The organism is uncultured Cloacibacillus sp. (assembly GCF_963926575.1).
Lineage (GTDB): Bacteria > Synergistota > Synergistia > Synergistales > Synergistaceae > Caccocola > Caccocola faecigallinarum.
Window position 1 is genome coordinate 34,123 of the sequence record NZ_CAWUXW010000005.1, and the last position, 23,709, is coordinate 57,831.

The 23,709-nt window shown below is 57.5% G+C and carries 22 protein-coding genes, 1 pseudogene and 1 riboswitch; of the genes and pseudogenes, 13 read left to right on the forward strand and 10 right to left on the reverse strand.

Features of this window, described 5'->3' with window-relative positions:
* Positions 1–277: 277 nt before the first annotated feature.
* From ABGT66_RS11385 to ABGT66_RS11405, 5 genes are all read right to left on the reverse strand, one after another.
* Positions 278–982: an ABC transporter ATP-binding protein gene (locus ABGT66_RS11385; RefSeq protein WP_346690751.1), complete on the reverse strand. Its 705-nt coding sequence runs from the start codon at positions 980–982 to the stop codon at positions 278–280.
* Positions 976–1,755 carry an ABC transporter ATP-binding protein gene (locus ABGT66_RS11390; protein WP_346690753.1) on the reverse strand — a complete coding sequence of 260 codons (780 nt, stop codon included), beginning with the start codon at positions 1,753–1,755 and terminating at the stop codon, positions 976–978. Before ABGT66_RS11390 ends, ABGT66_RS11385 begins: the two co-directional genes overlap by 7 nt.
* Positions 1,748–2,809 carry a branched-chain amino acid ABC transporter permease gene (locus ABGT66_RS11395; protein WP_300263215.1) on the reverse strand — a complete coding sequence of 354 codons (1,062 nt, stop codon included), beginning with the start codon at positions 2,807–2,809 and terminating at the stop codon, positions 1,748–1,750. The genes ABGT66_RS11390 and ABGT66_RS11395 overlap by 8 nt, the downstream gene beginning before the upstream one ends.
* Entirely contained in the window at positions 2,806–3,699 is an 894-nt protein-coding gene (locus ABGT66_RS11400; RefSeq protein ID WP_346690755.1) for a branched-chain amino acid ABC transporter permease, read from the reverse strand. The genes ABGT66_RS11395 and ABGT66_RS11400 overlap by 4 nt, the downstream gene beginning before the upstream one ends.
* Before the next feature lie 179 nt (positions 3,700–3,878).
* Positions 3,879–5,024: an ABC transporter substrate-binding protein gene (locus tag ABGT66_RS11405; RefSeq protein WP_346690756.1), complete on the reverse strand. Its 1,146-nt coding sequence runs from the start codon at positions 5,022–5,024 to the stop codon at positions 3,879–3,881.
* An 802-nt stretch (positions 5,025–5,826) separates the two neighbouring features.
* Between ABGT66_RS11405 and ABGT66_RS11410 the strand changes: the two genes are divergently transcribed.
* From ABGT66_RS11410 to ABGT66_RS11425, 4 genes and pseudogenes are all read left to right on the forward strand, one after another.
* Complete coding sequence (locus tag ABGT66_RS11410) at positions 5,827–6,732, forward strand: transposase (protein ID WP_346690757.1); 906 nt, start codon at positions 5,827–5,829, stop codon at positions 6,730–6,732.
* 373 nt (positions 6,733–7,105) lie between these two features.
* Complete coding sequence (locus ABGT66_RS11415; protein ID WP_346690759.1) at positions 7,106–7,291, forward strand: sigma factor; 186 nt, start codon at positions 7,106–7,108, stop codon at positions 7,289–7,291.
* Positions 7,292–7,348: 57 nt separating this feature from the next.
* A complete protein-coding gene (locus ABGT66_RS11420) occupies positions 7,349–7,624 on the forward strand; it encodes an ECF-type sigma factor (RefSeq protein WP_346690760.1) in 276 nt (91 codons plus the stop codon).
* Positions 7,625–7,756: 132 nt separating this feature from the next.
* Positions 7,757–8,788 (forward strand): annotated as a pseudogene (locus ABGT66_RS11425) (IS256 family transposase); the annotation flags it as partial.
* A gap of 71 nt (positions 8,789–8,859) precedes the next feature.
* Here ABGT66_RS11425 and ABGT66_RS11430 read toward each other — a convergent pair.
* Positions 8,860–9,768, reverse strand: a complete 909-nt coding sequence (locus ABGT66_RS11430; RefSeq protein ID WP_346691142.1) for an IS3 family transposase — start codon at positions 9,766–9,768, stop codon at positions 8,860–8,862.
* Entirely contained in the window at positions 9,735–10,100 is a 366-nt protein-coding gene (locus tag ABGT66_RS11435) for a hypothetical protein (protein WP_346688532.1), read from the reverse strand. The genes ABGT66_RS11430 and ABGT66_RS11435 overlap by 34 nt, the downstream gene beginning before the upstream one ends.
* Positions 10,101–10,370: 270 nt before the next feature.
* Here ABGT66_RS11435 and ABGT66_RS11440 point away from each other — a divergent pair, with 270 nt between their 5' ends.
* Positions 10,371–11,357: a YadA-like family protein gene (locus tag ABGT66_RS11440; RefSeq protein ID WP_346690761.1), complete on the forward strand. Its 987-nt coding sequence runs from the start codon at positions 10,371–10,373 to the stop codon at positions 11,355–11,357.
* A 615-nt stretch (positions 11,358–11,972) separates the two neighbouring features.
* On the opposite strand, the gene ABGT66_RS11445 is transcribed toward ABGT66_RS11440, so the two are convergent.
* The 3 genes from ABGT66_RS11445 to nrdR are packed head-to-tail and all read right to left on the reverse strand — an operon-like array spanning position 11,973 to position 15,262.
* On the reverse strand, positions 11,973–12,659 hold the full coding sequence (locus ABGT66_RS11445) for an anaerobic ribonucleoside-triphosphate reductase activating protein (protein WP_346690763.1): 687 nt from the start codon (positions 12,657–12,659) through the stop codon (positions 11,973–11,975).
* 13 nt (positions 12,660–12,672) lie between these two features.
* Positions 12,673–14,793: an anaerobic ribonucleoside-triphosphate reductase gene (gene nrdD, locus ABGT66_RS11450; RefSeq protein WP_346690765.1), complete on the reverse strand. Its 2,121-nt coding sequence runs from the start codon at positions 14,791–14,793 to the stop codon at positions 12,673–12,675.
* Positions 14,786–15,262, reverse strand: coding sequence for a transcriptional regulator NrdR (gene nrdR, locus ABGT66_RS11455; protein ID WP_294194062.1), 477 nt, complete (start codon positions 15,260–15,262; stop codon positions 14,786–14,788). Before nrdR ends, nrdD begins: the two co-directional genes overlap by 8 nt.
* 154 nt (positions 15,263–15,416) lie before the next feature.
* Positions 15,417–15,552: riboswitch (cobalamin riboswitch) on the forward strand.
* Positions 15,553–15,654: 102 nt separating this feature from the next.
* Between nrdR and nikB the strand changes: the two genes are divergently transcribed.
* The 8 genes from nikB (at position 15,655) to ABGT66_RS11495 (ending at position 23,656) form a co-directional block, all read left to right on the forward strand.
* Positions 15,655–16,599, forward strand: coding sequence for a nickel ABC transporter permease (nikB, locus tag ABGT66_RS11460; RefSeq protein ID WP_300264330.1), 945 nt, complete (start codon positions 15,655–15,657; stop codon positions 16,597–16,599).
* A gap of 6 nt (positions 16,600–16,605) precedes the next feature.
* Positions 16,606–17,436, forward strand: a complete 831-nt coding sequence (gene nikC, locus ABGT66_RS11465) for a nickel transporter permease (RefSeq protein WP_300264328.1) — start codon at positions 16,606–16,608, stop codon at positions 17,434–17,436.
* A gap of 59 nt (positions 17,437–17,495) precedes the next feature.
* Positions 17,496–19,085, forward strand: coding sequence for an ABC transporter substrate-binding protein (locus tag ABGT66_RS11470; protein WP_300264326.1), 1,590 nt, complete (start codon positions 17,496–17,498; stop codon positions 19,083–19,085).
* 18 nt (positions 19,086–19,103) lie between these two features.
* Positions 19,104–19,898, forward strand: a complete 795-nt coding sequence (locus tag ABGT66_RS11475; RefSeq protein ID WP_346690768.1) for an ABC transporter ATP-binding protein — start codon at positions 19,104–19,106, stop codon at positions 19,896–19,898.
* Entirely contained in the window at positions 19,891–20,868 is a 978-nt protein-coding gene (locus ABGT66_RS11480) for an ABC transporter ATP-binding protein (protein WP_346690769.1), read from the forward strand. Before ABGT66_RS11475 ends, ABGT66_RS11480 begins: the two co-directional genes overlap by 8 nt.
* Positions 20,869–20,921: 53 nt before the next feature.
* Positions 20,922–21,872, forward strand: a complete 951-nt coding sequence (locus ABGT66_RS11485; RefSeq protein WP_346690771.1) for a M14 family metallopeptidase — start codon at positions 20,922–20,924, stop codon at positions 21,870–21,872.
* A 36-nt stretch (positions 21,873–21,908) separates the two neighbouring features.
* The gene (locus ABGT66_RS11490; protein ID WP_300264318.1) at positions 21,909–22,646 is read left to right on the forward strand and encodes a transporter substrate-binding domain-containing protein; all 738 of its coding nucleotides are present in this window, start codon (positions 21,909–21,911) and stop codon (positions 22,644–22,646) included.
* 272 nt (positions 22,647–22,918) lie between these two features.
* Positions 22,919–23,656 carry a transporter substrate-binding domain-containing protein gene (locus tag ABGT66_RS11495; RefSeq protein WP_346690774.1) on the forward strand — a complete coding sequence of 246 codons (738 nt, stop codon included), beginning with the start codon at positions 22,919–22,921 and terminating at the stop codon, positions 23,654–23,656.
* The last annotated feature ends 53 nt before the right edge of the window (positions 23,657–23,709 follow it).

The window sequence follows — 23,709 nt, forward strand, 5'->3', positions numbered from 1 at the left end:
TATGCTTTTAGCGGAGAGACGAAAACTCAAAAAAAGGATAAAAATTTTGCACGCGCCGCAAAATTCAGCGCACGTCCACGTAATCTGCGGCCCCTATCTGCGTATTTATACCGAGAAAAAACGAACCGTGAAACAAAAATGCGGAATCTGCGATACATTATATCCGCTTCCGAATTTCAACGCAAACGCCGCGAGCCACCCGCCGCGCGGAAGGGCACACATAAAAAAACGCCCTTCCCGCAGGAAGGGCGCTTCTTTCGCTGTTGATATAAATTTCCTAGCCGCCGAGGTAGGCTTCGACGACGCGCGGGTCGTCGAGCAGCTCGCGCCCCGTGCCTTCGAGCGTTATCTCGCCGACCTCGAGCACGTATGCGTAGTCCGCTATGCGCAGCGCCGCGAAGGCGTTCTGCTCGACCAGCAGGACGGTCTTGCCCTCGGCGTTTATCTGCGAAATTATATGGAAGACTTCTTCGACGAGTATCGGCGCGAGCCCCATCGACGGCTCGTCTAGCATAATCAGCTGCGGGTCGCTCATCAGTGCGCGCCCGACCGCGAGCATCTGCTGCTCTCCGCCCGAGAGCGTGCCGCCCTTCTGCCACGAGCGCTCCCTGAGGCGCGGGAAAAGCGTGAATGCGCGCTCTATGCCCGCTTCGAGTTCCTCCTTCGTGCGGCAGCCGTAGCCGCCAAGCTGTAAGTTCTCGAGCACCGTGAGGTGCGGGAATATGCGCCGTCCCTCAGGGCAGAGCGCGACGCCGCGCGCGAGCACGTCCTCGGGCGGCAGGCCGAGCAGATGCTTCTCGTCCCACGTTACGGTGCCGCCGGAGGTCTTGACGAGCCCCGCTATCGCGCGCAGAGTACTGCTCTTTCCTGCGCCGTTGGCCCCTATAAGCGTGACTATTTTCCCGGCGGGGACTTCGAGCGAAACGCCGCGCAGCGCGCGTATGCCGCCGTAGTTGACGGAGAGGTCCTTTACCTTCAGCATCCCGCCGCCTCCTTTCCGAGATAGGCTTCGATGACGCGCGGATTCTTCTTTATCTCGTCCGGCGTCCCCTCAGCGATGAGCTGCCCGTAGTCGAGCACGCGAATCCATTCCGAAACGCCCATGACGACCTTCATGTCGTGCTCTATCATCAATATCGTGACCTTGAAGCGGTCGCGTATGTCTCTTATGAAATCCATCAGCTCGAGGCTCTCCTGCGGGTTCATGCCCGCGGCGGGCTCGTCGAGCAGAAGGAGCTCCGGCCCGGTCGCGAGAGCGCGCGCTATCTCAAGCCTTCGCTGCGCTCCGTAGGGCAGCCCAGTCGCCACCTCCTCCGCGAGGCCGTCGAGGCCGACAGCGGCGAGCAGCTCCATAGAGCGATCGCGTATCTCGCGCTCCTCGCGGCGGAAAATCGGAAGCTGGAGCGGCGCGCTCCACCACGGCGCGCGCTGGCGCACCCAGCATGCCGTCATGACGTTCTGCAGCACGGTGCCGCCCGTGAAGAGCCTTATGTTCTGAAAGGTGCGCGCGATGCCTGTCTTGCAGACGAGGTGCGGCGGCATGCCGGTCACGTCCTTGCCGTTGAATATGACGCGCCCCGAGGTCGGCTTATAGAAGCCAGTGATTATATTGAAGCAGGTCGTCTTGCCCGCGCCGTTCGGCCCGATGAGGCTGCTTATCGAGCCGCGCTCGGCCTCTATGCTGAAGCCGCTGACGGCGGTCAGCCCGCCGAACTTTATCACTACGTCTTCGGTCTTGAGTATTGCGTCAGCCATTCGCCGCGCCTCCCTTTCCTTTCCTCAGCCTGCGCAGGAAGCGCGCCGCGCCGTCCCAGCTGAATTCGCAGCCGCCTATGATGCCCTCGCGCCTGTACAGGATTATGAAGAGCAGCAGCAGCGAGAAGATGAGCATGCGCATTCCCGGAATGCCCGCGATTTCCCACGAGCCTATCTGTATAGTGTCCTCGACGAAGCGCAGCCATTCGAGCAGCACCGTGACGACCGCCGCGCCGACGAGCGAGCCCGTTATCGAGCCGAGGCCGCCGACTACGACGAACATCAGGATATTGAACGTGAGCTGGAAATTGAACATCTTCGGGTCTATCGTCGTTATGAGGCTGCCCGTCAGCGAGCCGCCGATTCCCGCGAAGAACGCGCCGACGACGAACGATATCGTCTTGGCTTTGAACGTGTCTATGCCCATAGCCTTCGCGGCGACCTCGTCGTCGCGGACGGCGCGCAGCGTGTTGCCGAAGTTGCTCGAAAGCAGCTTGACTATCACATATATCGTGAAGATGCACCAGAAATAGTTCCAGCCGAGATTCGCGTAGGCCGGTATGCCCTTGAGGCCGAGCGCGCCGTTGGTGACGGGCGTGATGTTCGTGAAGATGACGCGGATTATCTCGCCGAAGCCGAGCGTCGCGATGCCGAGATAGTCGCCGCCGAGCCGCAGGCACGGAGCGGCCATCAGCAGTCCGACGAAGGCCGCGGCGATTCCGCCCGCGACGACCGCGACGAAGAACGGTGCATGCACGACGTTGAACGGCCACATCATCGGCTCGAGGATATACATCATCTCCTTCTGCGCCTGCGGCAGAATCAGTATCGCGGTGACGTAGGCCCCTATCGCCATGAAGCCCGCGTGCGCGAGCGAGAACATCCCCGTGAAGCCGTATATGAGGTTGAGGCTGACGGCGAGTATCGCGTTTATCGCGATGAGGTTCAGCACCTGCACCTTGTACCCGTCGAGGCTCGCGCCGGCCCATTTGAGGAAGAGCGCGAGCAGGACGATGCAGAGGATATTCAGCAGATTCTTCGTGGACTTCTTCATATCTTATCCTCCATCTTCTCGCCCATCAGTCCCGTCGGACGATAGAAAAGTATCACGATAAGCAGGACGAAGGCGAAGGCGTCGCGGTAGCCCGAAAGCGCCGGGAAGAAGGCGACGAGCAGAATCTCCATGAAGCCGAGCAGAAGCCCGCCTATCATCGCGCCCTGCACCGAGCCTATGCCCCCGAGCACCGCGGCGATGAAGGCCTTAAGCCCCGGGAAAACTCCCATAAACGGATGAATCTGCGGATAGCGCAGCGCCCACATGATGCCCGCGCAGGCCGCGAGCGCGGAGCCGACCGCGAAGGTCAGCGCTATGATTCTGTCGACCTTGACGCCCATCAGCCGCGTCGTCTCGATGTCGCGCGAGATGGCGCGCATCGCGAGCCCAGGCTTCGTGCGGTAGAGCATCCACAGAAGCGCGCCGACAAGTACGAACGAAATGACCGGAACGAAAATGACGAGCGGCAGAATCCTGACGTCGCCGAGCGATATGACCTTTACGAGAGGCTCGAAGCGCGGCATCGGCTTCGGAACTCCGGTGAAAATTACAAGGCAGAGGTTTTCAATGAAGAACGATACGCCTATCGCCGATATGAGAGCGGAAATGCGCGGCGCGGAGCGCAGCGGGCGGTAGGCCACCCTGTCGATCATAAAGCCGAAGACAGCCGTCGCCGCTATGGAAAGAACGACCGCCGGTATCCACGGCAGATGCAGCGCGGCGATAGCGACGAAGACGAAATATGTGCTTATCATAAAAATATCGCCGTGGGCGAAGTTGATGAGCCTCAGTATGCCGTAGACCATCGTGTAGCCTATGGCTATGAGGCCGTAGAGGCTGCCCAGCATCAGAGCGTTGAAAAGATGCTGGATCATCATGTTTGAAGTCATTGGCTCTCCCCTTTTAAGAGATCCGGGCCGGAAGCTCCGGCGCGCGCCTGTTTACCGCGCGCGCGGAAGGCCGCAGAAAAAATGTAGTCCGGCGGAGCGTCCCCGCCGGAAGAGAAAGAGGGCCGCCGCCCCACCGCCGGCGAACCGTCGCACGGAAAGCGCGGCCCTATGAGTTTATGCTATTTCGCGGGCGCGTCCACTATAGCGTGGAAAACCTGCTTGCCGTTCTCGACCTTGATGATGCCTATCGGCTTTTCGGCGTCGTGCGTCGCGTTTATCGTCGTCGTTCCGGTTACGCCGGGCATGTCTTTCGTCGAGGCGATGGCCGCCGTTATCTTTTCAGGATCGGTGCTCTTCGCGTTCTTTATCGCGTTGTAGATGAGCAGGTACGCGTCGTATCCGCATCCGGTAAGGGCCGCGGGGTCCTTGTCGGGATAGGTCTCGCGCCACTGCTTCGTGAACTGCTTCTGTATGTCGCTCATGAGTTTCTCAGGCATGTTCGGCGAGTAGGCGAACGAGGTGTAGCTGAATCCTTCGACGGAGTCTCCGCCTATCGAAACCATCTCTGGGTTGTCCATAGCGTCGCCGCCGAGGATGCTGAACGTCGCGCCGAGCTCGCGCGCCTGGCGCATGATTATCGCGCCTTCCGCAAAGTTAGCCGGGATGTAGAGGACGTCGGGATTCTTGCTGATTATCTCGGTGAGCTGAGCCGTGAAATCCTGGTCGCCCTTCTGGTAGTTCATGACCGATACGACCTCGCCGCCGAGCTTCACAAAATTCTGCTTGAAGAAGTTGCCGAGGCCGACGCTGTAGTCCTCGGTGACCTCGATGAGCATAGCCGCGGTCTTCGCCTTAAGCTCGGTGACGGCGTAGTTCGCCGCGCCAGCGCCCTGGAACGGGTCGATGAAGCAGACGCGGAAGACGTACTTCTTGCCCTGCGTGACGAGCGGGTTCGTGCACGACGTGCCGACCATCGGGACGCCAGCCTTCTCCGCCACTTCGCCGCCGGCCATCGCGAGCGACGAGCCGTAGGTTCCGATTATCGCGCAGACCTTCTCGCGCTCTATGAGACGCTTGACGGCGTTCGCCGCCTCGACCTTGTCGCTCTTGTTGTCGACTACGACGAGCTCGATCTTCTTGCCGTCAACCTCGGGATACTGCTTGTGCGCGAGATTCACGCCGTCGAGCTCAAGCTGCCCGCCGACCGCGTTGCCGCCGGTTATCGGCAGATAGACGCCTATCTTGACGGTCTCAGCCGCCGACGCGATGCCTGCCGCCGCGAAGACGGCCGCAAGGGCTAGAACAAAACGTTTGGTCAACTTCATAAGAACTACCCCTCTTCTGTAAAATATGAATATGCCGCAAATTATAACTTATCTTTTTATAAATTTCAGCCCTGCGCCTGCATATTTTACAGTATTTTTTTAATTATCCGGCACACGGGGCCAAACTACGTGCCGCACGCTCCATATGCCCATCCTGTGCCGCTCCGGAAATCTTCCAGCTTCCGGCGCTGTACTCATTTAACTACTAACGAGAAGTAGTTGGATTTGTCGTCATTCCGCGCTTCGACGCAATGCGCTGTTCGCGTCAGCGAACAAATCGCAATCTCTTTAGCGCATTGCTAGTACCGGCGGCGTTTTCGCCGGTGGACGCGGCATCCAGCGACTTCAAACATGTGAGGCCGCGGGAAACACAAGACACTCGTATAATACAGTAACGCAAACAAAAATGAGGTGATTGTAGAAAAAGTAAGCTGTCATCACTGGTTCATTCGGGCGTCAGCCCTTATGATACAGGTGTCGGAAAGACCGGAAAGACGCTGAGTACATAGATACTGTGGTCCAGATTGGTCAACCGCCCTGCTTTACAACGAACAGGTATCCTAAGTCCGTCATATGTTGACGCGAACTTGAATATGCGAGTATGTTGAAACCAGGCGCTCTCCGACGCAGTGCATTGTGGAATCTTTTACTTTTATCTTTTCGGAGGTGACGAAATGCCGTATAACTTCTATCTTGGAATCGACGTCTCTAAGGCTTCTCTTTCCGTCGTGCTTATGAGCTCCGACAGCAAGGTGCTGTGGTCAAGCAAAAAATAGCGAACCAACCATCGGGTTTCAAACAGATGGTTGAACACGCATCAAAGATTGCTTCAAAACATGCAGACGGGGATGACTATTCTATAGCCGCAGGAATGGAGTCCACAGGAGTATACGGGGAACAGCTCTCTTATTACCTCGCAGACAATAATATGTCCGGCAGAATATCCCTGTATGTGCTGAACCCATTTGCAGTGAAATCTTACAGAAAGGCGACGATGCATCTCAACAAGAACGACGCCGCTGACGCAAGACTCATAGCCTCGTACCTAATCTCAATGATTACGACAGGACAGATCACGCCGTGGCAGGCCCCTAGCCTGGCGGAACGTCTGCTGAGAGAACTTACACGGAGACGTGCTGAGCTTGTAACGCTGAGGGAAGCTGAATATAACAGGCTTGAAAAATTCAGAGCCGGCGGCAGCCATCCGCATCCGGTCATAGAGAGCGTACAAGAACTCATAGCCCATCTTGAACAGCAGATACGCGAGATAGACGAAGCGATAGAGAAACACATAGACGATGCCGGATTAAGAGATACGGCGGAGCTGCTCCGCAGCATAGACGGCATAGGCAAAGTAAGCTCCGCGTCGTTTATCGGCGAAGCCGGAGACATAAGCCGATATAGGAGCGTAAAACAGCTGGTCTCACGTCTTGGGATAGCACCCTGCGAAAACCAGTCGGGTACATCGATACACAAAAAGCCTGTGATGAGCCGCATGGGAAGCGCAGTGCTGAGACACGCCATGTACATGGCGGCGCTTGTAGCTACGCGAAAAAACAAGGTGATAAGCGCTTTCTACAACAGACTGCTGGCGCGAGGGAAATGCAAAAAGCTAGCTGTAATAGCAAGCATGCGTAAACTGCTTCACATAATCTGGGGAGTGCTTACACACAGGGTAAAATTCGATCCGGAGTACGCACCGGCATAAACCTAGGCTGTGGACGGCAGGCGAAAAACAGTACAAGGCACAACAAAAAGCGGCACGTACACATACAAGAGACAATACATGCCGCAGAGTTATGATGATGCTGTCGAAAGACAGCGAGATGCCTTACATTTATGTTTGACTTTCAAGACGGTATCTGGATACCGGGTCAAGCCCGGTATGACACGTCCTTATCCAGAAGTCAAATGACTATAAACGCCGGCAGCCGCACAAGCGCATCGCCGCAGCCGCCGCGCACCCTCCTGCATCCGCCCTCGCCGCCGCGCGTTCCGCGCCTTCGTAAAATTCCAGCCTTTGTAAAACTGCCGCCGCTTCCCCACCATTGGAGGCAATTTATCCAAAGGAGGGCACAGTCATGTCATTCATGGAAGATCCCCCAATCACGGCGCGCGCCGTGGACGAAGACATCGCGGCATACGCGCCGCTCGTGCGTTCCGTCGCATGGCGCTACGCGGGGCGCGGAGCTGACTTTGAGGATTTGGTGCAGGAGGGCAACCTCGCGCTGATAGTGCTGATACCGCGCTGCCCGGACAATCGGTAGCTTGCGCGCTGCTTCAAAGTCAACCTTCCGGGCTTCGTGCGCGACGCGGCGGCGAGAATGAGAAGACATGCGGCGTACGGCGGCGGGGCGATGACGGAAGAACTTGAGGCGACGCTCGGGAAAAACGAAGAACGCTACGAAGAGACGGAGCTGCGCGAAACGCTCGAACGCCTGCTGACGCGTGAGGAGCTGGACATAACGCAGGCGCTCATGGAAGGCTTCACGCAGGCCGAGATAGCGCGCGGCCTCGGAGTAACGCAGCAGGCCGTCGCCGCGCGCGTCAAGAAAATCCGCGCGAAGCTCCGCGGCGCGTTCTACGACGAACGCGGATGAAAGCCGCGAGAAAACAAAAAAGCGAGACGAACGAAAAAGCAAAGTCTTGCAAAAAGAGAGTGTGAACAGAATTCTGTAAGTTGAAATCCATCCCACCCTGCTATGGTAGACTTGCTAGGAGGATGGTTTATTATGTCACGCATCAGCAAACAGCAGAGTTCTTCAGATGAGCCTAAGAAAACCAGGCGGCAGCGCCGTTCCGAGATGAGCCCGGAAAAGCGCGAGTTCCTCCGCAATTTCGTCGGTATGTACGATATCAAGACAGCGGCGGATCTCCAAGATGCCGTCAAGGACCTTCTCGGAGACACCATCAAGGATATGCTCGAAGAGGAAATGAACGAGCATCTTGGGTACGAGAAGTATAAACATTCAGACAACCCCGACAGCCGTAACGGATACAAATCAAAGGAAATCATGAGCAGCGCTGGCAGCATCACTATAGACGTTCCTCAGGATCGAGACTCAGCCTTTGAACCAAAGGTTGTGAAGAAGGGACATTACAAGCCGGCTGCGCGGAGCGCATTCAAAAATATCCTCAGCCGGCGCAGTATGCGGGGGCGTCTGCCGTAGAAGGATATCAACGCCATCGAGCAGAAGATAATCGCCATGTACGCACGAGGAATGACGACACGCAATATTTCCGACACTATCATGGATATATACGGCTTTGAGGTGTCAGAGGGATTCATTTCAGACGTTACTGATAAGCTTCTGCCTAAGATACAGGAATGGCAGTCACGTCCGCTCGAAGATGTATATCCGGTAGTCTTCATCGACGCAATTCACTACGCTGTAAGGGACGAGGTAGGCGTACGCAGGAAGGCTGCGTATATTGTTCTAGGCATATCTGCGAGCGGACACAAGGACGTTCTTGGCATCTACATTGGGGAGAACGAGAGCGCGAAGTACTGGCTTTCTATCCTTAACGAGCTTAAGAACCGAGGCGTAAAAGACATCCTTATCGTCTGTGCCGACGGCCTTACCGGCATCAAGGATGCCATAGAGGCGGCCTTCCCGCAGACCGAATATCAAAGATGCATTGTACATCAAGTCAGGAACACGCTGAAATATGTAAGCGACAAAGACCGCAAGGCGTTCGCGAACGACCTCCGCAGGATATACGGCGCACCCAGCGAAGAACTCGCCCTTGGCGAGCTTGACCGAGCTGCACTAGTCAACAAAAATTGGACATTAGATTTTTCTAATCCTGTACAATAGGGGTATATCTCTTTACTTCACTTCTTCCTCTTAGAATTACCGTTTCCGCTATACGCCTCCCTATACTGTTTCGGCGTCATATATCCCAGCGCATAGGCGGGACGCTCTTCGTTGAAGAATTTTATGTATTCTTCTATCTCCCGTTCTATGCTTTCTTTGCCAGTTACGTGAAAGTCTGTAAACAGTTCCGATTTCAGCCAGCCGTTTATCGCTTCCATCGCAGCGTTGTCCGTCGGCGTACCAGCTCTGGACATTGAATGTCCTATGTGGTGAAGGCGAAGTATGTCGTTGTATTTCTTGGACGCATATACCGCGCCCTGGTCTGAATGCAGTATCGTCTGCCATTCCGTTTCTTTTTCTCTGGTTTTTATCAGTCCTTCTAAACCGTTTATGTATGTCATCCTGTCTCCGCGTCTTGAAGACAACGCATGGCTCACTATTTCGTTGTTCCACAGGTCCATGTACAGCGTGAGTTCGTAATACGTCCCTTTGAAGCAGAACGCCGTCATGTCGCTCGCTATGTACTGCATCGGCGCGTATGCGGGAAGGCCGGCGAGAAGCAGGTTCGGAAACAGCCTGTACGGATTGCCTGGTTTTTTATAGCGGTAGTGTTTCGTCCTGCTTTTTATACCGGCAGCCCTGCAGCATTTATAGGCGTACGGATCGGAATGGACTATCCCTGTATCAAGCCTTATTTTCGCGTTGAGCCATCTGTATCCGTGCGATGGGTACTTCTTATGATATTCCATAAAGAGCATTATGTTTCCGGCAAAATCCACCGCCCTCTTGGACGGTTCAAAAATGCTGCGCTTCCAGTTATAGAAACTGCTTCTGGGGATTCCGGTTACGCGGCATAGGAGGATTACCGGAAAATATTCGGAGAGTTCGAGGATTACTTGGTATTCGAGCTGTCTAAAAGAATATATTCCTTTGTTCGACCATCTCCTTTCACCTCGTAGCCTTTTTTTAATCTTGCTTCAGCCACTTTTGATTTTATCAGCTCGATAATGAGTTCTTTTTTAGTCATAGACTCATAATCTGAGATGTCCGGTCGGCTTTCGGAAGGCTTGTAAACATAGCAGCCTGTGTTATTCCCCGAGGATTTAGGCGGCAGACTGTTGGAATCACGATACATGCGCATGTAGTCCCTTGCAGTGTCGTCGCTGATGCCGTAGGCTTCCGCAGCCTCATAACGGCTCATTGTACCTTCATAAACCTTTCGCCCTATCTCAAGACGTTCTTCCTTCGTGTACCGCATGGCAGGCCTCCTGTACATATAAGCACTATGCTTATGACTCAAGATATGATTGTCATGTACCGAGAACAATTATATCTTGTCCCATTTCTACCCCCTGCGTGTACAGGATTAGTTTAGCAGTGCATTTTTTTTTTTTTTTTCTCCGCGCTCTCCGAGGGCTGGACGTTCAACCCGACCGACGATTCTCAGCAGTCCGGCGGCGCGGGAGCAGGCGACGGCGCCGGAGCTCCTCCGGCAGCTTCGACGATCAAGCCCGGCGACAGCCTGACGGTGAACGCGGGCGACGATATCAATATCACGCAGAACGGCGACAAGGATTACACAATCGGCGTAGACCCGAGCCTGCGCGAGGAAATCGAGGAGGGCTACACCGCCGCCGACTCTGCGCTGAGAACCGAGATAACCGAAGCCTACCAGCAAGCCGACTCTGCGCTGAAGGCCGATATCGACAAAAACTCCGAGACGATTGGTGAAATCGGCTCCGTCCTCGGCGGCGCGGAGAACGGGTATAAGAAGCCAACGTTCGACACGGTGACGGCGAACGATATAAACGTCGGCAAGGTCAATATTTCCGGCTCGGGCATCAGCATGGGCGGCGCGGACATCACGACCGGCGGCGGCAATATCGATATGGGCGGCGGCAGGATAACGAACGTCACGGGCGGCGCGATTGCGCAGGGAAGCACGGACGCCGTGAACGGCGGTCAGCTGTGGGACGCCTACAACCGCATGGGGACGATGATGGAGAACAATATCTATCGCGAGATGGACGACCTGCGCGAGGATGTGAATGTGGTCGGTGCGCACGCGGCGGCGCTGTCGGGGCTTCACCCGATCGACTATAACCCCTATGAGCCGACGACGCTTTCCGCCGCGATAGGCACGTACCGCGACGAGTACGCGGTAGCTGTCGGCGTTTTCCACTACGCGAAGGAGAACGTGATGTTCAACTTGGGCGCGTCGCTCTGCTCGGACGGAGACATCATGGGCCGCGCGGGCGTGAGCTTCACGGTCGGCAAATCGCCGGACAAGCCGAAGGTCGCCGGAACGATGAACGGCCTGCGCAATCAGGTGATCGCTATGCAGGCGAAGCTCGACGAGCTCGAAGCGCGCGACAAGCAGAGCAAAGCCGAGCAGGCGAAGCTGGCCGACGAAAACAGGCAGAATAGAGAAATAATCAAGAAGAACGCGGAGATAATGAAACAGAACGAAAAACTCATCCGCGAGCTGACGAAGAAGCTCGAAGCGCAGAAATAGCGCACGCGCGAAGTGCGGAAGCGGCGAAAAGCCCTTCCGCACTCTTCGAATTTTCCAATTTTTCCACAAAGCCGCGCCCTTAAGGGGCGCGTGAGTTGAAACGCTTATGTTACGTTTAAGGCGCAGAAGCCAATCCCAGCGCCCCGTGCAGCGCGCGGATTGAAGCGCTTATGTGCGGCGGCGGAACAGCAAAGCCAGAGCGCGATGACGCAAGCTCCGGCTCTGTTTTGTTTACGAAAGGTGAGAAACGGCCCATATATTATAGCGGTTTATTGTCGTTTAACTAAAAAATAAAAACAATAAATTTTGTCACTCCGCGCTTCGACGCAATGCGCCGTTCGCGTAAGCGGACATTTCAAATTTCTTTAGCGCATTGCTAGTATCGGCGGCGCTTTCGCCAATGGACGCGGAGTCCAGAGACTCAAACTCCCGAAACCTAACGAATTAAAGCCCCTGGATGCCGCGTCAGGCGCGGCATGACGAGATGCTTTGCGTATCCTTCATATAGTAAAACAACTATAACTTTACAAGAAAAACGACATAGCTTGTCGTCCCGCGCTTGACGCGGTGCGACGGGCAGCGGACGTTTTCTCAAATAGTTGAATAACCGCGCGTTTACCCTCTCACAACCACGCCAGGCAGCAGTTCGCGCAGGTATTCGGCTTTTGCGGCTTCGGCGGTTAGGAATTTTTCGTCTAGGCAGTTGTTGGGCTTGAAGCACTGGACGAACCACGGCTCGCCGCGCAGGGCTTCGCGCAGCGCGAGGAGGTCTTCGCGCGTGTGCAGCGCGGGGACGTAGGTGGTGCGGAATTCGTATGAGGGCGCGCGGCTTTTGATGATTTCCACCGAAGCGCGGATTTTTTCGACGTTTACGCGCGTTCCGGTCAGCCGTTCGTAGGATGCGGCGTCGAGAGGGGCTTTGACGTCCATCGCTATGTGCTCGACGAGTCCTTCGTTCAGCAGCTTTTCTATAACTTCGGGGCGCGAGCCGTTTGTGTCGAGCTTTACGGGGAGGCCGAGCGCGGTTATCGCGCGCGCGAGCGCCGGCAGGCCGGGCTGCAATGTCGGCTCGCCGCCGCTTATCACCACGCCGTCGAGGAAGGCTGCGCGCCTTTTGATGTCGGCTAAGATTTGCGCGAGGCCGAGAGGTTCGCCGCGGCCGAGCGCGAGCTCGCCGTTGTGGCACCACGGGCAGCGGAAGTTGCAGCCTAGGCAGAATATCACGGCGCAGATGTGCGCCTCCCAGTCTAAAAAAGAGGCGGGGAGGTATCCCCCCGCCGCGAAGTCTATGTTTTTTTCCATGATTTGCGCCGCGTTATTTCGGTGCGCCGACGGGCGTGCGCGCGCGGTCTTTGAGCTCGCCGCGCTTTCCGGCGTTCCACGAGGATATGCGCGTGAAGTATCCCGTGACGCGCGTGATGCCGTCGACGTCCTCCGAGCCGCAGAGCTCGCAGTGGTCGTGCAGGCCGCGTTCCATGTGGCTGCATTCGTTGCATATCGTGAACTCGGGGCTGAATGCTACCTGCGCGTTCTCCGAGTGTCTGAAGGTCTTTATTACGAAGGAGGCGAGCGCCTTCGGGTCGGGCTTGTGCTCGCCCATCCAGACGTGCGTTATTGCTCCGGCCTTTATCATCGGGTGCAGCTCGCCCTCGCGCACGACCTTGTCTATCGGGTCCTGCGCGAGCCTGTAGTTGAGGTGCGTGCTGTTCGTGTAGTATATCTCGCCGCTTTCGAGGTCGCCCTTGACGTATTTCTTCGCGACGTCGGGGTAGGCGCGGAGGTCGAGCTTCGCGAAGCGCAGCGCTGTACTCTCGGCGGGCGTCTGTTCGAGGACGATTTTGAGGCCGAGCCGCTCGGAGAGCTGCTGGCACTTGAGGTCCATGTACTGTATGACGGCGCGGCCGAGCGTCGCGGCTTCCTCGCTTTCGTGGAGCTGGCTGCCGGTCATCGCCTGCACCATCTCGTTGAGGCCGAGGATGCCTATGAGGTGGCTCGCCTTGCGCATGCGCAGGTAGGGCTCGTCGTCGTGCGAGACGCAGAGCGCCGCAAGCGGCCCTTTCTCCCCGAGGTCGAGTATGCTCTTTATGAAGGCGCGCTTCTGAAGGTGCGCTTTCGCGGCGAGCTCCATTTCCTCGTCGATTATGTCGAAGAGCAGCTCGTCGTCGCCCGCGGCGCGGTACGCGGCGCGCGGCAGGTTGAGAGTGACGTTCTGGAGCGCGCAGTAGCGCATCTTCCACGGGTGCTTGGCTTCGTCAAGATCCTCCGGCGTCAGCTCGAAGGAAAGGCGGCAGCACTCGGAGAGCTTCGCGACGCCTCCGCGGTCGAAGACGAAATATGTGTTCCCCTTCTCGGACGAGAGCGTGCAGGCGAGATTCAGGAACTCTTCCCAGCCCTCTTCCTTGAAGAAATAGTCCGTGATGTGAAGCAGCGGCTTCGGGAAGAAGAAGGGCTGCCCGCGGCTGTCTCCGCTCATGTAGACGTCGAACAGAGCGCGCAGGAACATCTTCGATTCCGGCGCGTAGTCGGCGTAGGTCTTGCCGGTGAATTTCCCGCCCGGCCCTATCGCGGGCACGTCGCGGAAGTGGTTCGGAATTTCGTAATAGAGGTTGATGTCGGTGAAGGCGACCTGTCCGCCGCGTCCGCCCGCGAGCTGGTTGAACTCGAATATCAGCTGCTGCGCGAGCTGGCGGTACTGTTCGTAGCTCCAGCCGACCGTGTAGGGCGCGAAGAACATGTTTACGGCGTCCCAGCCGATCGCACCCGCAAAGTGGTTCTGGAGCACGGAGGTCATCTTAAGCATGTGCGCGAGCAGCACGTCGGCGTGCTTCGCGGGGTTTGAGACGCTCGTTATCGAGGGGATGTTGAGGCCGTAGCGCGCGGGGTATGCGACGCTCTGTCCGGAGCAATAGGGGCGGTTGACCATGCCGAGGTCGTGCAGGTGGATGTCGCCCTTTAGGTGTGCGTCGGCGACGTCGCGCGAGAACACCTTCGTCAGCGCGTATTCCTTGAGCACCATCTCCGCTATCGAGAGGTTTATCGACTCGGGGTTGTGGCTCGTGTTGCTGTTTTCCTTGTTCTTGTTGAACATCATCGTCTCGAGGTCGTGGACGGGAAGCCCTATGCGCGAGTGGTCGGCGAGCTTCGCATCGAGGCCGCGCTGGAAGAGCTTGACGTTGACCATTTCGCGGATTATCGAGGTCGTCACCTTCGTGCGCCCGTATTTGAGCAGATCTTCCTCGACCTCAAGCGCGATGCTCTCGGCCGTCGCGGGGTCGGTGCCCGCCTCGACCATCAGCGCGTCGCGGATGCGGCTCGCGTCCCACGGCGAGCGCTCCTCCTGCGCAAGCGCGTCTACCATCAGCGCGAGGTCGGTCGATTCGCCGTTCCCCGCGAAGAGCTGCTCCTGCCGTCCGAATGTCTGTATTTCCTTATCCATTGCGGTGTGCCTCCTTGTCTTCCAAAAGCCGCGCTATCTCGTGCGTGAAGTTTGATACGTCCGTGAATTCCCTGTAAACCGAAGCGAATCGCACGTATGCGACCTTGTTTATCTTTTTCAGTTCGTCCGAGGCCATCTCGCCGAGCTGCGTCGTCGGCACCTCGCCCTGCCCCGTCGCGCGGATTTCTTCTTCTATGCGCGCCGCCGCCGCTTCGAGCGTCTCGAGCGTGACGGGGAGCTTCTCGCAGGCGTGCTGGAAGCCGCGTATGAGCTTCTCGCGGTCGAAGGCCTCGCGCCGCCCGTCCTTCTTCACGACCCAGAGGAAGCTCTTCTCCTCAAGCCGCTCGTAGGTCGTAAAGCGGTTCTGGCACTCGGGGCATTCGCGCCGCCTGCGGTTGACGCGCCCTTCGTCGGCGCTCCGCGTCTCTATCACTCTGGTCTCCGGCGCTCCGCACACGGGACATCTCATCTTTGAACCCTCCATACACTATATGCAGACTGCTAAGTGATTATAACACTATATACAGTGTTGTAAATAGCATGGCGCAGCCCACAGATGAAATTTAAGTTAATCAAAACTGCGTACTTGCAATTTTTTCACAGTCGGTATTATAATCCAAACAACGAAAATTTGACCGCGAGGTGCTCTCTTCGGAGAGTTAAATCAGGGAATGCGGTGAGATTCCGCAGCTGTCACGCAACTGTGATGCTTCCGTCGTGATGCTAAGCCAGAGCGCAGCCCCGCCGGTATGCAGCGTATTTTTTCCGCGAGTGACGGAAGGTATGTAGCGCATCGTCGTGACGTGTCCCTTTCCGTGTTTTGCGGAAAGGGATTTTATTGTTATACGGAGATGATGCGTAGTGTCAAAGAAGCAGCTTTTGTACCGTCTCGGGCAGATCGTTCTCGTCCTGCTCGGAATCAGCTTCATCACCTTCGCGCTGGTGATGCTCTCACCAGGAGACCCGGTGCGACAGATGATAGCGGGCAATGAAGACATTATCGTGAGCCAGCAGGAAATCGACGCGCTGCGCGCCGAGCTCGGCCTCGACAAGCCCTTCGTCTTCCAGTATCTCGACTGGCTGGGGCGCGCGCTCCGCGGCAACCTCGGCTTCTCCTACATGGTGAAGAAGCCCGTCGTCGAGGAGCTGATGCACAGCCTGCCGGCGACGGTGATACTTTCCCTCGCTTCGACTTTATTCATGCTTGCCGTCGCCGTCCCGCTCGGGATTTATTCGGCGGTTAAACGAAACAGCATCGCCGACTACATCGTGCGCGCGATGACCTTCGTCAGCATATCTATCCCGAATTTCTGGATGGGGCTCATGCTTCTGTGGATTTTCGGCCTCAAGCTGCGCTGGCTTCCGATAGTCGGAGGCTCGGTAAATTTACGGAATCTCGTGCTTCCGGCGCTGACGCTCGGAATCGTCATGGCGGCGAAGTACGCGCGCCAGGTGCGCGCCGCGGTGCTCGAAGAGCTTAACCAGGACTACGTAACGGGCGCGCGGGCGCGCGGCATGAGCGAGAGCCACATACTATGGAAAGAGGTCCTTCCGAACGCTATGCTGCCGCTCATCACTCTGCTCGGCCTGTCGTTCGGCAACCTGCTCGGCGGCGCGGCGGTCGTCGAGATAGTATTCTCATGGCCCGGCCTCGGCTACCTCGCAGTACAGTCGATTATCTACCGCGACTTCCAGCTTGTGCAGGGCATAGTGCTCTGGATAGCGCTCATGTATATGATAATCAACCTCGTCATAGATATTTCATACAACAGGCTCGACCCACGTCTTAGAAAGGCAGGCAGGTAAATAAAAATGGAAAACCTCGTCAACGCTCTCAAAACGAACCGCGCCTTCGCCTTTGCGAGCGCGCTCGTGCTTCTGCTTATACTTCTGGCGCTCGCCGCGCCTCTTATCGCGCCCTACGACCCGCTCACCGCGGAGATGAAAAACGCCTATCTGCCGCCGTCCGGCGAACACCTCTTCGGCACGGACAAGCTCGGGCGCGACTGCTTCAGCCGCATACTTTACGGCGCGAGCTACTCGCTGTCGAGCGTCCTTCTGCTCGTCGCTGTCATCTTCGCCGTCGGCACGTCGCTCGGAGTGGCGGCGGGGTACTTCGGCGGCAAGACAGACACAGTGATTATGAGAATCTCCGACATGATGATCTCCTTCCCCGGAATGATACTCGCGATAGCCATCGCTGGCATCCTTGGCGGAAGCCTGATAAACGCCATCATTGCGCTGACTATCGTCTCGTGGACGAAGTACGCGCGCCTCGCGCGCAGCATGGTGCTCAAAATTAAAAAGCGCGACTTCGTGGAGGCCGCCGTAGTGAACGGAGGAAAGCCGCTGCATATACTCTCGCGGCATATCGTGCCGAACATTCTGCCTCTTATGGTAATCACCGCGGCTTCCGACATCGGCGCGATGATGATGGAGCTCGCGGGGCTTTCGTTCCTCGGCTTCGGCTCGCAGCCGCCCGCGCCCGAATGGGGGCTGATGCTCAACGAAGGACGCCAGCAGCTGCAGACCGCGCCGTGGCTGATGGTCTTCCCGGGGCTTGCGATTTTCGTCACCGTCGTAATTTTCAACCTTTGGGGAGACGCTCTGCGCGACGTGCTCGACCCGAGGCAGGAAGATTAAGCGCCTGCGCTTGACACAGGATTCAAAAAATTTTTCAAAAATATAAAGGAGAGGTAAAAATGAGCAAAGCGGTAAAAATAATCATAGCCGTCGCAGTAATAGCGGCGGCGGCCTTCGCCTTCATGAGCGGACAGAAAGGCGAAGAAGCGGGGACGACTGCGGCCTCGGGCGGCGGCACGCTGCGCTTCGGCGTTACGAACTTCGCGGACAGCCTTGAGACGACGGACAACTATTTCGGCTGGGTCGTCATGCGCTACGGCCTCGGCGAATGCCTCGTGAAGTTCGACAAGAAAATGAACGCCGTGCCGTGGCTCGCGAAGAGCTGGAAAATCAGCGACGACGGCCTGACGTGGACCTTCGTTATCGACGACCGCGCGACGTTCTCAAACGGCAAGAAGATGACCGCGATGGACGCGAAGAAGACGATTGAGCGCACCTTCGAGAAGGCCGCGCGCGCGAAGGCGATGTTCGAATACGACGAAATCCGCGCCGACGGGCAGACGCTTTACGTCAAGACGAAGCGCCCAGTGCCGACGCTGCCCGGAATGCTCGGCGACCCGCTTTTCATAATCATCGACACGGACGTGAAGGACCGCGACTACGCCAAGGAAGGGCCTATATGCACCGGGCCGTACATGGTTAAGGAATACAGCAAAGCCAAGGCCGTAATGGAGCGCAACCCGCACTACTGGGACGGCGAGGTTCCCTACGACGTAGTCGAGATACCGACGATAGACGACCCGAACACGCGCGCGATGGCGCTCCAGTCCGGCGAGATAGACATGGCGATCAACATCGCGCCAGGCGACCTTTCGCTCTTCTCCGACGAAAAGGCTTTCAACATCAGCTCTATAGCGTCGCTCCGCGACGTTCTCGCGCGGCTCAACAGTGCGGAGGGGCGTCCTCTGCATGACAAGCGCGTCCGTCAGGCGCTGCTCTCGGCTCTTGACCGTGAGACATATTGTAAGGTGCTGCTTAAAGGTACATTCGTTCCCGGCGGTCCTGCGATCCCTCCGTCGATGGATTACGGCTTCGACACTTTCAAAGATCCCAACAGCTACAATCCCGAGCGAGCGAAGCAGCTTCTCGCCGAGGCGGGCTGGAAGGACACGGACGGCGACGGCTACGTCGATAAGGACGGCAAACCCCTCGAACTTGAATTCATCTTCTACAGCGGACGCGCCGAGCTGCCGCTCTTCGCTGAGGCGACCCAGTCCGACGCTAAGAACGTGGGCATAAAGATAAACCTCAAGAACGTCGACTACAACGTCCTCGACGGCATCGGGGTACGCGGCGAATACGACCTGCTTATCTCGAATATCCTTGCGGCGCAGGCCGGAGACCCCGAGGTCTTCATCAACCAGTACTGGAAGACGAACGTAAACGGAAGCAACCCGCAGAACGGAAGCGGATACAGCAACGCGGAGTTCGACGCGCTGAGCGACCGGCTCGCAGTCGAGTTCGACCCCGCGAAGCGCCGCGAGCTCGTCATCAAGATGCAGCAGATACTGCTCGACGACGCGGCGACGATAATCTTCGGCCACCCCGAGACGAACATGGTAAGCAGCAAGGCCGTCGCCAACGCCGAGATTCTGCCATGCGACTACTACTGGCTCACGAAAGAGATAAAGCCCGCTGCGGCGAAGTAGCGGAAGGGCAGGAGCAAAATGCTTCTTGAAGTGAAGAACCTGACGGTCAGCTACGGCTCGAAGCCGACGGTGAAGGAAGCGGACATTTCGCTCGACGCGGGCGAGATACTCTCTATCGTCGGCGAGAGCGGCAGCGGAAAAACGACTGTGATACGCGCCGTCATGGGCTGCCTTCCGGGCAACGGGCGCGTGACCGGCGGCTCCGTCGTTTTCGACGGGCGCGACCTGCTCGCGAACACGGCGGAAGAATGGCGCGCGCTCTGCGGGCGCGGGATGTCGATGATCTTTCAGGACAGCGGCAACATGATAAATCCGATACGCCGCGTCGGCGAGCAGTTCGTCGACTACATACGCGCGCACGAGCCGAAAAGCTCCGCAGAAGAAGCCGTCAAAAGGGCCGAGGCGATGCTCGGCAGCGTCAACCTGCCCAACCACGACAACATAATGAAGCTTTACCCGTTCGAGCTTTCGGGCGGAATGCGCCAGCGCGTCGGTATAGCTATGGCGATGACCTTCGGCCCGAAGCTGCTGCTCGCGGACGAGCCGACGAGCGCGCTCGACGTGACGACCCAGGCGCAGATAGTACGCCAAATAGTAGATGTCCGCAACAAATACAACGCCGCTGTCATCATCGTGACCCACAATCTCGGCGTCGCCTCGTATATGTCGAACAAGATAATGGTTATGAAGAATGGTGAAGTCGTCGAGAGCGGCCCGCGCGAGCAGATAATATATTCTCCGCGCCACGAATACACCAAGCAGCTGCTCTCGGCGGTCCCCGTGATAGGAGGCAGGCAGTACGGCGATGAATAATCAGACTGCTGTACGCGCGCCGGAAAGGCGCGTCGTGATGGACATAAAGAACCTTACGAAAAAGTTCACGCTGGAGGACGGCAAATACGTGACCGCCTGCGACGACATAAATCTGCGCGCCTACGAAGGTGAGACGCTCGGCGTCATAGGCGAAAGCGGATGCGGCAAAAGCACGCTGGTGCGCACGATTTTGCAGATTCACCCCGCTACATCGGGCGAGGTGTTCTTTGAGGGGAAAGACATACTCAAGACAAAAGGCGAGGAACGCCGAGAGAACAGACGAAAAATACAGATGATCTTTCAAGACCCGACGGCCGCCTTCGACCCTAAGATGAAGGTCAAGGATATACTCTGCGAGCCTCTGCTTAACTTCGGCCTGATAAAAAAGAGCGAAATTGGCGAAAAGGCGAGGGAGCTGCTGCGCATGGTCGAGCTTCCGGAAGATTTCGCCGAACGCTATCCGCACAGCATGAGCGGCGGACAACGCCAGCGCCTCGGCATAGCGCGCGCCCTCTCTCTCGAACCGAAAATCGTCGTCTGCGACGAAGCAACCTCGGCGCTCGACGTCTCCGTACAGGAGAAGGTCTGCCGCCTGCTCGTCAAACTCCAGAAGGAACGCGGCATAACCTACATATTTATATGCCACGACATCGGCCTCGTAGACCTCATGTGCGACAGCATAGCGGTCATGTACCTCGGCAACATCATGGAAGTCATAGAGCACGGGCGCATATCGGAGAAGGCGCGCCATCCTTATTCCAAAGCTCTGATGCGCGCCATATTCAAGGTCGATTTCCGCCGCGGCGAAAAAGTCCAGCCGCTCGAAGGCGAAATACCCAGCCCGCGCGACCTGCCCTCCGGCTGCCCCTTCCACAGCCGCTGCCCCGAATGCGCGGAGATATGCGCAAAAGAGAAACCTGCGCTGAAAGAGAAGGAACCGGGGCACTGGACGGCGTGCCACTTCGCATGACGCAGGGCTCGCGGCGCTAAGAAAGTGAGATGAATTTTATGCGAAACGACACAATGTCAATATGCGGCGTAACGGCGGGACGCGGCGAAACCGCGCGCGGATTCGCCGTCGTTCCGGGAAGCGGCGTGAAAATCCCGTTGGTGCTCGTAAACGGCGAACGGCCCGGCCCGTCGCTGCTGCTCACCGCGGGGATACACGGCGCAGAATATCCCGGGATAGCCGCGCTTTCAGAGCTTGGACAGGAGCTCGACGCGCGCGAAATCGCGGGCGCGGTTATAATGCTCTATCCAGTTAACTTACAGGGATTTTGGAAACGCTGCGACTTCATCGTGCCTGATGACGAAAAGAACCTCAACCGAGTGTTCCCGGGCTCGCCGCGCGGCACGCTCGCGGAGCGGACGGCCTACATGATGATAAGCGAGTTCTTCCCCGCGGCTGATTTCTACGCTGATCTGCACAGCGGAGACCTTCATGAGAATCTGTGCCCGCACGTCTATTATCCGGGACAGCCGGACGAGACTGTCGAGTCGAAGTCTAAAAAGATGGCGCTTACGCTCGACATGAAATACATGGTCCGCTCGCTCGCCTCGGGGGGCGCATACAACTACGCCGCGTCGACGGGACTTCCGTCCATTCTCGTCGAGCGCGGTTGCATGGGGCTCTGCCCGCGCTTCGACGTAGAGGCTTACAAAAAAGACCTTTTACGCCTGATGCACGGGCTCGGCATGACGGAAAACGAACCCGAGCCGCAGCAGTTCGTGCCGAAAGACATGAGAAACATGAAATATCTTGAGGCTCCGCGCAGCGGCTGCTGGCTTGAGGAGGCGGAATGCGGCGCAGTCATAAAAAAAGGCGAGCCGCTCGGACGGCTGCGCGGCTTCTTCGGCGAGGACGAGACTGTATTCTCCGCGGAATATACCGGAGTTCTCCTTTATTCGTGCAGCGCGTTCGCTGCGCCAGAGGGCGTCGTGCTTGCCGCATACGGCGTGCCGGACGCGGAATAATCTCCTTTGAGACATGAAACGGAGGAATACTTATAAATGAAGAAATTTTTTGCGGCGGCCGCGGCTGCGCTCATGATTTTTGCGGCCTGCGGCGCAGAGGCCGCTCTCCTGCGCGTCGGGACAGACGCCGACTTTCAGCCCTACGAGTATTACCAGAAGGAGAGCGGAACGTACACAGGCTTTGACGTAGAGCTTATCACAGCTCTTGCCCGGCTGATGGGATACGACGGGGTTGAGTTTGTGACGGTGCCGTTCGGCGAGATACTGGACGGGCTGAACGAAGGCAGATACGACGCGGCGATAGCGGCTATCATCGTGACTGCCGAGCGCCGCCGCGCCGCAGATTTCACGCTGCCCTACGCAGAAGACCGTACCGTGACGCTGGCGGCGACTGGGAGCGCCGCGCCAGTAGGCAAAAACATGAAAACCGTCGCGGAAAAAGATACGGTGCATATGACATTCGCCCGCCAGAACTACGCGAAGCAGGGCGAGATAATCGGAGCCGACGGCGTCGAGCAGGCGGTCGAGATGCTCTTCGCGGGAAAAGCGGGACGCGCGGTGACCTCGAAGCTCTCCGCCGGATACCTAATCGCCAACGTCTACGGAGGGCGGCTCGTAATCACGTCGGAGGACGTCGCGGCTAAGCCGCTCGCGATTGCGGTGCGCAAGGGGAACTCGGAGCTGCTGGATAAGCTCAACGAAGCGCTCGCGCGCTATAAAAACAGCTCGGATTACGAACGGCTGTACAGGACATATTTCGGCACAGGTGAATAACATCGCCGCGCCGTACCACACAGGAGGCGGAGCGTCCGTTTGTGGCGCTCCGCCTTTCGTATGCCGCGCTTCTTCAAAATCAGAGTGAACGCCGAAGCGTCGCGCGCAATTTACCGAAATATGAAGAAGCTCTATTCACAGCGGAGTGTTTTGGAGTTATACTGTGCTCTTAGCGTGCGCTCGCCGCGCCGAAAGAAAAAAATATATTTAGAAATATGCGGGCGAAGATAATAAAACCGGAACGCCGGTATAAAACGGAGGAGATTTACAAGATGAAGAGATTTTTTGCAGCCATTGCCGCGGCGCTTACGCTTTTCGCCGCGGGGGGAGCCGAGGCGGCGGCGCTGCGCGTCGGCACTGACGCCGACTTCCAGCCCTACGAGTATTATCGGGAGGGCGACGGGGCCTTCACGGGCTTCGACGTCGAGTTGATGGAGGAGCTTGCGAAGCTCATGGGCTACGACGGAGTGGAGTTCGTTGAGGTTTCCTTCCACGATCTGCTCGGCGGCCTCAACGAGGACAAATACGACGCGGCGATAGCGGCGCTCATCGTGACCGCGGAGCGCCGCCACGAGGCGGATTTCTCCGTCCCCTACGCCGAGGACCGCACGGTGACCGTGACCGTCACGGGACGCGCCGCGCCCGTCGGCAAGAATATGAAGACCGTCACCGAGAAGGGCACGACGCACATGGTTTTCGCGCAGCAGAACTACGCGCAGCAGGGCGAGATAATCGTGGCCGACAACATCAAGCAGGCGGTAGACCTTCTCTTCGCCGGCAAGGCGGGACGCGCGGTGACGTCGAAGCTCTCCGCGCGCTACCTTATTGAGAACGTCTACGACGGCCGCCTCGTCATCACCTCGGAGGACGGCGTCGCGCAGCCGCTCGCGATAGCGGTGCGCAAGGGCAACGCGAAGCTGCTCGACAAAATCAACGACGCGCTCGCGCGCTACAAGGAGAGCGGAGCTTACGGCAAGCTCTACGCAAAGTATTTCGGAGCGGATAAATAACCACTCTTCCGCGCAAAACGGACGGCGGAGCGCCCAAGCGGCGCCCCGCCGTT

Coding starts and splice junctions, on each gene's coding strand:
- ABGT66_RS11385 (WP_346690751.1), bottom strand. CDS start 982: ATGCTGAAGGTAAAGGACCTCTCCGTCAACTACGGCGGCATACGCGCG.
- ABGT66_RS11390 (WP_346690753.1), bottom strand. CDS start 1,755: ATGGCTGACGCAATACTCAAGACCGAAGACGTAGTGATAAAGTTCGGC.
- ABGT66_RS11395 (WP_300263215.1), bottom strand. CDS start 2,809: ATGAAGAAGTCCACGAAGAATCTGCTGAATATCCTCTGCATCGTCCTG.
- ABGT66_RS11400 (WP_346690755.1), bottom strand. CDS start 3,699: ATGACTTCAAACATGATGATCCAGCATCTTTTCAACGCTCTGATGCTG.
- ABGT66_RS11405 (WP_346690756.1), bottom strand. CDS start 5,024: ATGAAGTTGACCAAACGTTTTGTTCTAGCCCTTGCGGCCGTCTTCGCG.
- ABGT66_RS11410 (WP_346690757.1), top strand. CDS start 5,827: ATGGTTGAACACGCATCAAAGATTGCTTCAAAACATGCAGACGGGGAT.
- ABGT66_RS11415 (WP_346690759.1), top strand. CDS start 7,106: ATGTCATTCATGGAAGATCCCCCAATCACGGCGCGCGCCGTGGACGAA.
- ABGT66_RS11420 (WP_346690760.1), top strand. CDS start 7,349: ATGAGAAGACATGCGGCGTACGGCGGCGGGGCGATGACGGAAGAACTT.
- ABGT66_RS11435 (WP_346688532.1), bottom strand. CDS start 10,100: ATGCGGTACACGAAGGAAGAACGTCTTGAGATAGGGCGAAAGGTTTAT.
- ABGT66_RS11445 (WP_346690763.1), bottom strand. CDS start 12,659: ATGGAAAAAAACATAGACTTCGCGGCGGGGGGATACCTCCCCGCCTCT.
- nrdD (WP_346690765.1), bottom strand. CDS start 14,793: ATGGATAAGGAAATACAGACATTCGGACGGCAGGAGCAGCTCTTCGCG.
- nrdR (WP_294194062.1), bottom strand. CDS start 15,262: ATGAGATGTCCCGTGTGCGGAGCGCCGGAGACCAGAGTGATAGAGACG.
- nikC (WP_300264328.1), top strand. CDS start 16,606: ATGGAAAACCTCGTCAACGCTCTCAAAACGAACCGCGCCTTCGCCTTT.
- ABGT66_RS11470 (WP_300264326.1), top strand. CDS start 17,496: ATGAGCAAAGCGGTAAAAATAATCATAGCCGTCGCAGTAATAGCGGCG.
- ABGT66_RS11475 (WP_346690768.1), top strand. CDS start 19,104: ATGCTTCTTGAAGTGAAGAACCTGACGGTCAGCTACGGCTCGAAGCCG.
- ABGT66_RS11480 (WP_346690769.1), top strand. CDS start 19,891: ATGAATAATCAGACTGCTGTACGCGCGCCGGAAAGGCGCGTCGTGATG.
- ABGT66_RS11485 (WP_346690771.1), top strand. CDS start 20,922: ATGTCAATATGCGGCGTAACGGCGGGACGCGGCGAAACCGCGCGCGGA.
- ABGT66_RS11490 (WP_300264318.1), top strand. CDS start 21,909: ATGAAGAAATTTTTTGCGGCGGCCGCGGCTGCGCTCATGATTTTTGCG.
- ABGT66_RS11495 (WP_346690774.1), top strand. CDS start 22,919: ATGAAGAGATTTTTTGCAGCCATTGCCGCGGCGCTTACGCTTTTCGCC.